Source organism: Streptomyces profundus (assembly GCF_020740535.1).
GTDB lineage: Bacteria > Actinomycetota > Actinomycetes > Streptomycetales > Streptomycetaceae > Streptomyces > Streptomyces profundus.
In genome coordinates this window covers 6,396,018-6,402,988 of record NZ_CP082362.1, presented here as the reverse complement: position 1 = coordinate 6,402,988, position 6,971 = coordinate 6,396,018, and the positions used below count along the sequence as shown (strand labels likewise).

The following is a 6,971-nucleotide window of genomic DNA, read 5'->3' as shown; positions in this document are numbered from 1 at the left end:
CAGAAGCTCCATAAGATCTCGGAATGCCCGGACGTGGCCTGAGGAAGGTGGTGCCCTCTGGGGAGCCCGGGAAAGGGGCCGCCGTGGCACCGGCCGGTGGGCCGTCTCCTCACGACACGAACAAGATGTGATCACCGTAGGAGAGCGAGTGGGGAAAGGAGTACCCCTAACCCGGCCGGCGGCGAATGTCGAGGGGTCGTGCGGACCGGACCTTCGAAATGGGTGGCGGGGCGGCGGAAAGCCGTGGTGGGGGCGGTGCGGCGGGTGGTGACGGTTGTCCTGGGCGGGGCGGGTAGGGGCTGTGCGGGCGCTTTAGGGGTTCCCCTGACCGGTGGTCCGCTGTGGGGTGGTCGGACGGGAAGAGGCTGGCCGCGGTGTGTCGCCGCCGGTCCCGTTCCCCTGCCGTCGTGTCTTTCCTGGGGGTCTTCTTGCCTGACGAAGCGACGACCAAGGAAATGGCCCTGGAGCACTGTCGCCGGGTCAATGCCGGGAAGTTGGAGGAACTGCTGAAGCTGTATGCACCGGCGGTGCGTTTCGAGGACCCCGTGGGGTCGGGTGAGCGTATCGGGCATGGCGCGTTGCGTTCTCATGTGAAGAACGCGATCGCGTGTCGGGTGAACGAGGTTCCGTTGGAGCCGGTGGGTTCGCCCAGTGGCAGGTATGCGGCGATCGAGGTGACGTCGACGATGAACTACCTACCGAATGGGCCTTTTGTTGCCAGGACGGGTGTTTTCGCGCCGCCGACTGATCCGGAGACGGCGCGTATGCGCATTTCGTGCGTCATGGTGATTCGCGTCGGAAACGACGGGTTGATCGACGATATGCGTTCCTACTGGGGGCCTTCGGATGTGGTCCTGTTGGAGGGTCCCGAGCAGTGACGATCTGTTGTTCGGGGACGACCCGTGGTTCGGAGGGGTGCCGCCATGGCTGACGACGCGACGCGCAAGGCTCTCGCGCTGGAGTACTGCCGTCTGCTGAACGCGGGCGATCTGGAGGGTGTGCTGGCGCTGTTCGACCCGCGGGTGACGTTCGAGGATCCGGTGGGCACGCCGCCGAGGGCCGGCAAGGAGGCGGTGCGGGAGTATCTGGCCGGGGTGATCGACGCGGGCATCACCGAGGTGCCGAGCGAGCCACGAACCTCGATGGAGGGCCAGATGGTGGTGCTGCCGGTCGCCGGGGAGATGGACGCGCCGCCCGAGGTGAACGCGCCGCCGGGGGCGCGGATGCGGTTTCGGATGGTGAGTCTGATCCGGGTGGGCTCGGCGGGTCTGGTCACCGAGGTGCGGGTGCTGGTGGGCCGGACGGACTGCCAGATCGTCGACTCGGCGGGCGTTCCCGTGGGTTGAGCGGCCCAGCGGTTGAACGGTTGAGCGTGGAGGACGGCCGGTCGCGGCCCGTCGGGGAGGAGTCCTCGTCGGGCCACGGCCGGCCGTTGTGCGTGGTGGGGACGGGGTCGGGTCAGTCCTGGTCGGCCGGGGCGTTCACCCGGGCCCACTCCTCGTCGGTGAGGGTGGGGGCGTCGGGGGCGGGGGTGGTGCCACCGCGCAGGGCGCCGAGGACGGCGGGCGACTGGAGGCTGGTGGCGGGGGCGGCCAGGGCGCTGACGCCGGCGACGGCGGCGGCGACGGGCGCCGTGTTGAGCCCGGCGGTGCAGACCAGTTCGGTGAACCGCTCCTGGCTGTTGAGCTCCTCCTCCAGACGGGGATCGTCCGCCTGGATACGGCAGTTGGGGTAGAAGACGTCCTGGGCGGTGGCCAGGTTCCAGGGGTCGTCGACGGCCCGGGAGATGCCGCGCTGGGCGGCGGCGGCCAGCTCGGGTGTGCCGAGGTTGCGTCGCAGGGCGCGGTCGAGGGCGGCTGCGCTGCGGGCCGCCGCCGACATGCCGTGGCCGTAGACGGGGTTGAAGCCGGCGACGGCGTCGCCGAGGGCGATGAGGTTCTCCGGCCGGACGGTGTCGCGTTCGTAGTAGCGCCGCCGGTTGGCGGTGCTGCGGGAGCCCTGGACGGGGGTGAGCGGGGTGGCGAGGCCGATGAGTTCGCTGATGAGGGGGTGGGCGAGATCCTTGGCGAAGGCGGTGAACCCGTCGACGTCGGTGGGGGGTTCGCTGCCCCGGGTGCCGGAGAGGGTGACGATCCACTGGCCGTCCTCGACGGGGAGGATCAGCCCGAACCTGCCGGGCTCCCTGGTGCGGTAGTCGCTGTGGACGCTGACCATGGGGAAGCTGTCGGCGGTGCGGCCGGGGGCGCGGTAGACGCGGGTGGCGTAGGTGATGCCGGAGTCGACGACGTCTTCCTGTGGCGCGGGCACGTCGAGGGCGTCGAGCCATTTCCCGAGCCGGGAGCCTCGGCCCGTGGTGTCGACGACGAGGTCGGCGGTGAGGTCGGTGGTGGTGTCCTGGTCGAGGTCGCGGACGGTGACGGCGGTGACGCGGGTGGCGTCGCCGAGCAGGGCGACGGCCTCGGTCCTGGAGCGGACGGTGATCTGCCGGTCGGCGAGGGTGAGGTCGCGGACGGTCCAGTCCAGGAGGGGGCGGCTGGCGGCGAAGAGGAACTGGGTCTCGGGGAACCGCTGTTGCCAGCCGTAGGCGGTGAGGGAGACCATGTCGCGGTAGACGCCGATGCGCCGGGCGCCGGCGGCCTGGAGTCGTTCGGTGGTGCCGGGCAGCAGGGACTCGATGAGTCGCGCGCCGCCGGACCACAGGAGGTGGGCGTGGCGGGCCTGGGGCAACCCCTTGCGGTGGTGGGGCCCTTCGGGGAGTTCGTCACGTTCGATGACGGTGACCTGGTCGAGATGCCGCCGCAGCACGCGTGCGGTCAGCATCCCGGCCAGTCCCCCTCCGAGCACCAGGCCGTGGGTGGTCCGGGTCACCGACAAGGTCATCACTCCGTTTCTGGCGCGGAAACCGCTGGGTACGAGGCGGACGTCGCGTCTTCGCGCGCGGGTTCGCTCGGCGGCTGGCCCGGGGCCGGTGCCGTCGTGGATCGCGTTCCGTGCCGCCTCTGGACGCCATGCTGGCCGGTGGCCGGGGGGTTCGGTAACCCTTGATTTACCCCTACCCCCCTATGCCCCGCCACCCCTGTCTTGGGGTTGGGCGCGGGATGGCCGGGCGGGGGGCCGATCAGTGGGTTCGTCCCCCGTTGTCCGGGTGACGGCGTCCGGCCGGATACCCCTACGCGTCGTCGGTGGCCCGCTCGGGCCCGCGCTCGGCGCGGTGGCGTCGCCACTCAAGGACGGTACTGTCCAGCCTGGGCATCGCGAAGAGGGCGAACTCCCGCATGGTGGCGAGACGTCGGCTGGCGGCTGTGCCGTCTTCGAGGTGGCCGATGTCCTCGGCGGCGCTCCTGGCGAACTCGCGGAGCCGGTCGCCACGGATGGCGAAGACGTCGGGCCAGGGTCGTCGAGGACCCGGTACCGCTCGCGTCGGGAGCCCGGGACGTTCTCCCGGGTGACGAGGCCGAGCCCGGAGAGGTGCTGGACGGATGTGGACACCGTGCCGGAGCTGACGCCGAGGCGTCGACACCGTTCGGCGGCGGTGAGCGCGCCCTCCTCCGAGACGACGGGCGCGGCGAGACCCCGTGCCGGCGTGCGGGAGAGACCGGTCCGCGCGAACCGGCCGCCGAGCCGTTCGACGACGTGTGCCTCCGCGGTGCTCGGCCCTCCGGCGGACTTCGGCGTCGCGTCACGTCCTGCTGTCAAGGCGACACCTCCTGACCCGAGACCCTGGGGCATTTCTCACAAATCATTCAATTATCGCAAAATCCCGAACACTACCCTAGTGTGGCGAACATGACAACGCAGATCTCAATGTCCTCTCTCGTCAAGACATTTGGCGCGACACGGGCGCTTGACGGCCTCGATCTCAAGGTCGAGGCGGGTGAGGTGCACGGATTCCTGGGGCCCAACGGCGCCGGCAAGACCACCGCCATCAGGGTCCTGCTGGGTCTGCTCAGGTCCGACTCGGGCACGGTCCAACTGCTGGGCGGCGACCCCTGGCGGGACGCCGTGGAGTTGCACCGGCGTCTGGCCTATGTCCCCGGCGACGTGACGCTGTGGCCCTCCCTCTCCGGCGGCGAGGTCATCGACCTCCTCGGCCGGCTCAGGGGCAAGGTGAACACCAGGCGCCGCGACGAGTTGATAGAACGGTTCGAACTCGACCCACGGAAGAAGGGCCGGGCCTACTCCAAGGGCAACCGGCAGAAGGTGTCGCTGGTCGCGGCGTTCGCCTCGGACGTGGACCTGCTGATCCTGGACGAGCCGACGTCAGGGCTCGATCCCCTGATGGAGTCGGTCTTCCAGGACTGCGTGGCCGAGGAGCGGGATCGCGGGCGGACCGTGCTGCTCTCCAGCCACATCCTGTCCGAGGTGGAGAAGCTCTGCGACCGGGTGAGCATCATCCGCGGCGGACGCACCGTCGAGTCGGGGACCCTCGCCGACCTGCGGCATCTCACCCGCACCTCGATCCAGGCCGAACTGGACACGCCCGCTGGGGACCTGTCCGACCTCTCGGGCCTGCACGACGTGCGGGTCGAGGGCAACCAGGTGGAGTTCGACGTGGACGCCGACCAGCTCAACGCGGCGATGAGCCACCTCACCTCGCTCGGGCTGCGCGGCCTGGTCAGCCGTCCCCCCACCCTGGAGGACCTGTTCATGCGCCACTACACCACGGCCGGGGACCGGGACGAGGCGGACGCGGAGGGAGTCCGTTGAAGGACTACGCCGGCACGGGTGAGCTGCTGAGGCTCGCCCTGCGACTCGACCGGGTCAGGGCGAGCGTGTGGATCGTCGGCATGGTGATCTTCACCGTCGCATCCGCGTCCGCCAACAACGACCTGTACGACACCGCCTCCGAACGCGCCACGTTCGCGGAGAGCGTGGAGAGCAACCCCGCGCTGCTGGCGCTCGGCGGCCGGGCGTTCGACCTGTCCACCACGGGCGGCATCAACGCCTACCAACTCATCGCGTTCATGGGCACGTTGATCGGCCTGATGAGCATCCTGCTGGTGGTGCGGCACACCCGCCTCGAAGAGGAGAGCGGCCGGGCCGAGTTGGCCGGCTCCGCGGTGCTTGGCCGCAAGGCGTGGCTCGCCAGCGGGCTGCTGCTGACCATCGGCGTGAACGTCGTCATCGCGGTGCTGACCGCGCTGGGCCTGATCGGCACGGGCCTGTCGGCGGGCGGTTCGATCGCCTACGCGCTGGGCGTCGCCGGCATCGGGGTCTTCTTCGCCTTCGTCGGCGGACTGGCCGCGCAGCTCACCGACGCGTCGCGCAGCGCCATCGGGATCGCCTCCGCCGTGCTCGGCGCCTCGTATCTGCTGCGGGCCGCCGGCGACGCGGCCAGCGGCACCGACGGCGGGCCGATGGCGAACCTGACCTGGCTCTCCCCCATCGGCTGGGCCGAGATGGCCCGCCCCTGGGCAGACGAACGCTGGTGGGTGCTGCTGGTGTTCGTCGCCGGCGTCGCGGCGCTGGTCGTCGGGATCGGCGCCCTGGTGGGCCGCCGCGATATCGGCTCGGGCGTGCTCAAGCCCAAGCTGGGGCCGGTCAGCGCCTCCGCCGGGCTGCGCAGCCCCCTCGCCCTGGCCTGGCGGCTGCAACGCGGCTCACTGCTCGGCTGGGGCCTGGGCTTCGTGGTGGTCGGCGCCGCCTTCGGCGCACTGGCCGAGGGCACCGTGAGCATCGCCGAGGACAACCCCGACATCGACCAGCTGCTGCGTGACCTCGGCGGCAGCGGCGACATCGTGGATGTCTTCCTGGCGACCATCATCTCGCTGACCGCCGTGATCGTGGGCGCCTACGCGGTGCAGTCCGCGCTCCGGCTGGCCGCCGAGGAATCCGGCCACCGCGCTGATCCGGTGCTCACCACCCCCGTGCGGCGACTCGCCTGGGCCGGCAGCCATCTGACGGTGGCGGCCGTCGGTACCGTGCTGATGCTCGGCCTGGCCGGCGCGGCGGCCGGCCTCGCCCACGGGCTGAACAGCGGCGACCTGGGCGAGGTGGGCAGCGTGACGGGCGCGGCGCTGGCGCAGGTCCCCGCCGTGTGGACGCTGATCGGGGTGTGCGCGCTGCTCTTCGGCCTCCTGCCCCGCTACACGGCGGTGAGCTGGGCCGTTCTGCTGGTGGCCCTGGTCATCGGCCAGTTCGGCGATCTGCTGAAGCTCGACCAGATGGTGCTCAACCTCTCGCCGTTCTCCCATGTCCCCGACCTCCCCGGGGGCGCCTTCGACGCGACACCGCTGCTGCTGCTCCTGGCGGTGGCCGCCGCGCTCACCGGCGCGGGCCTCGCCGGACTGCGGCGACGCGACATGGCGTGACCAGCCGACCAGCCGACCAGCCGACCAGCTCACCGGCGACCGCGACGGGCCGTGTCCCCACTCCCGGGGCAGGGCCCGTCGCACCGTGCCGCCACGGCGGGAGACGCAGCTCTCCCCTTGACTCTCACACCGATGCCAGGGTGCATGATCCCCCTATGACCAATACCCCGTTCGCCCCCCGCACGCTGCTCGCCGAGAGCCGCCTCGGCGTCCTGGCCACCATCAAGTCCGACGGCCGTCCCCAACTCTCCCCCGTCCAGCCCTACTACGACCGGCAGGCCGAGGTCATCCTGATCTCGACGCGGGAAGGGCTCGCCAAGACGGTGAACCTGCGCCGCGACGCCCGCGCCAGCCTGGAGGTGACCGGCGCCGACGGCCTGTCGTGGGCCACGGCTGAGGGCGTCGCCACCCTCACCGAGCCGGGCACCGACCCGCACGGGCCCGAGGTCGAGGCCCTGGTCGACTACTACCGCCGCGCCGCCGGCGAGCACCCGGACTGGGCGGAGTACCGCTCGGTCATGGTCGCCGACCGCAGGGTGCTGATCACCCTCGCCGTCGACCACGTCTACGGCGCCGACCTCCACTGACACCACCCGGCCCACCGTTCCGGAACCGAACGAAAATGCCCGTTCCCTGAGATCCCGACGAGGCACACTGGGA

Annotated in this window: 6 protein-coding genes and 1 pseudogene; 5 read left to right on the top strand and 2 right to left on the bottom strand. The window is 71.1% G+C overall.

Annotation, left to right across the window (positions count from 1 at the left end; genetic code table 11):
- Nucleotides 1-407: 407 nt before the first annotated feature.
- Nucleotides 408-878, top strand: a complete 471-nt coding sequence (locus tag K4G22_RS27420; RefSeq protein WP_228083141.1) for a nuclear transport factor 2 family protein — start codon at nucleotides 408-410, stop codon at nucleotides 876-878.
- 45 nt (nucleotides 879-923) lie between these two features.
- Nucleotides 924-1,346 carry a nuclear transport factor 2 family protein gene (locus K4G22_RS27415; protein ID WP_228083140.1) on the top strand — a complete coding sequence of 141 codons (423 nt, stop codon included), beginning with the start codon at nucleotides 924-926 and terminating at the stop codon, nucleotides 1,344-1,346.
- A gap of 112 nt (nucleotides 1,347-1,458) precedes the next feature.
- On the opposite strand, the gene K4G22_RS27410 is transcribed toward K4G22_RS27415, so the two are convergent.
- Together K4G22_RS27410 and K4G22_RS32070 are read right to left on the bottom strand one after the other, a co-directional pair.
- Complete coding sequence (locus K4G22_RS27410) at nucleotides 1,459-2,880, bottom strand: NAD(P)/FAD-dependent oxidoreductase (protein WP_228083139.1); 1,422 nt, start codon at nucleotides 2,878-2,880, stop codon at nucleotides 1,459-1,461.
- A 546-nt stretch (nucleotides 2,881-3,426) separates the two neighbouring features.
- Nucleotides 3,427-3,729 (bottom strand): annotated as a pseudogene (locus K4G22_RS32070) (MarR family transcriptional regulator); the annotation flags it as partial.
- Between the two features lie 57 nt (nucleotides 3,730-3,786).
- Here K4G22_RS32070 and K4G22_RS27405 point away from each other — a divergent pair.
- From K4G22_RS27405 to K4G22_RS27395, 3 genes are all read left to right on the top strand, one after another.
- On the top strand, nucleotides 3,787-4,707 hold the full coding sequence (locus tag K4G22_RS27405; RefSeq protein WP_228083138.1) for an ABC transporter ATP-binding protein: 921 nt from the start codon (nucleotides 3,787-3,789) through the stop codon (nucleotides 4,705-4,707).
- Nucleotides 4,704-6,311 (top strand): ABC transporter permease, encoded by a 1,608-nt coding sequence (locus K4G22_RS27400; RefSeq protein WP_228083137.1) that lies wholly within the window; start codon nucleotides 4,704-4,706, stop codon nucleotides 6,309-6,311. The genes K4G22_RS27405 and K4G22_RS27400 overlap by 4 nt, the downstream gene beginning before the upstream one ends.
- Nucleotides 6,312-6,466: 155 nt before the next feature.
- Nucleotides 6,467-6,898: a PPOX class F420-dependent oxidoreductase gene (locus tag K4G22_RS27395; RefSeq protein ID WP_228083136.1), complete on the top strand. Its 432-nt coding sequence runs from the start codon at nucleotides 6,467-6,469 to the stop codon at nucleotides 6,896-6,898.
- Nucleotides 6,899-6,971 lie beyond the last annotated feature (73 nt).

Excerpts from the sequence above, each read along its gene's own strand:
- K4G22_RS27415 (WP_228083140.1), top strand. The coding sequence starts at position 924 with ATGGCTGACGACGCGACGCGCAAGGCTCTCGCGCTGGAGTACTGCCGT.
- K4G22_RS27410 (WP_228083139.1), bottom strand. The coding sequence starts at position 2,880 with ATGACCTTGTCGGTGACCCGGACCACCCACGGCCTGGTGCTCGGAGGG.
- K4G22_RS27405 (WP_228083138.1), top strand. The coding sequence starts at position 3,787 with ATGACAACGCAGATCTCAATGTCCTCTCTCGTCAAGACATTTGGCGCG.
- K4G22_RS27395 (WP_228083136.1), top strand. The coding sequence starts at position 6,467 with ATGACCAATACCCCGTTCGCCCCCCGCACGCTGCTCGCCGAGAGCCGC.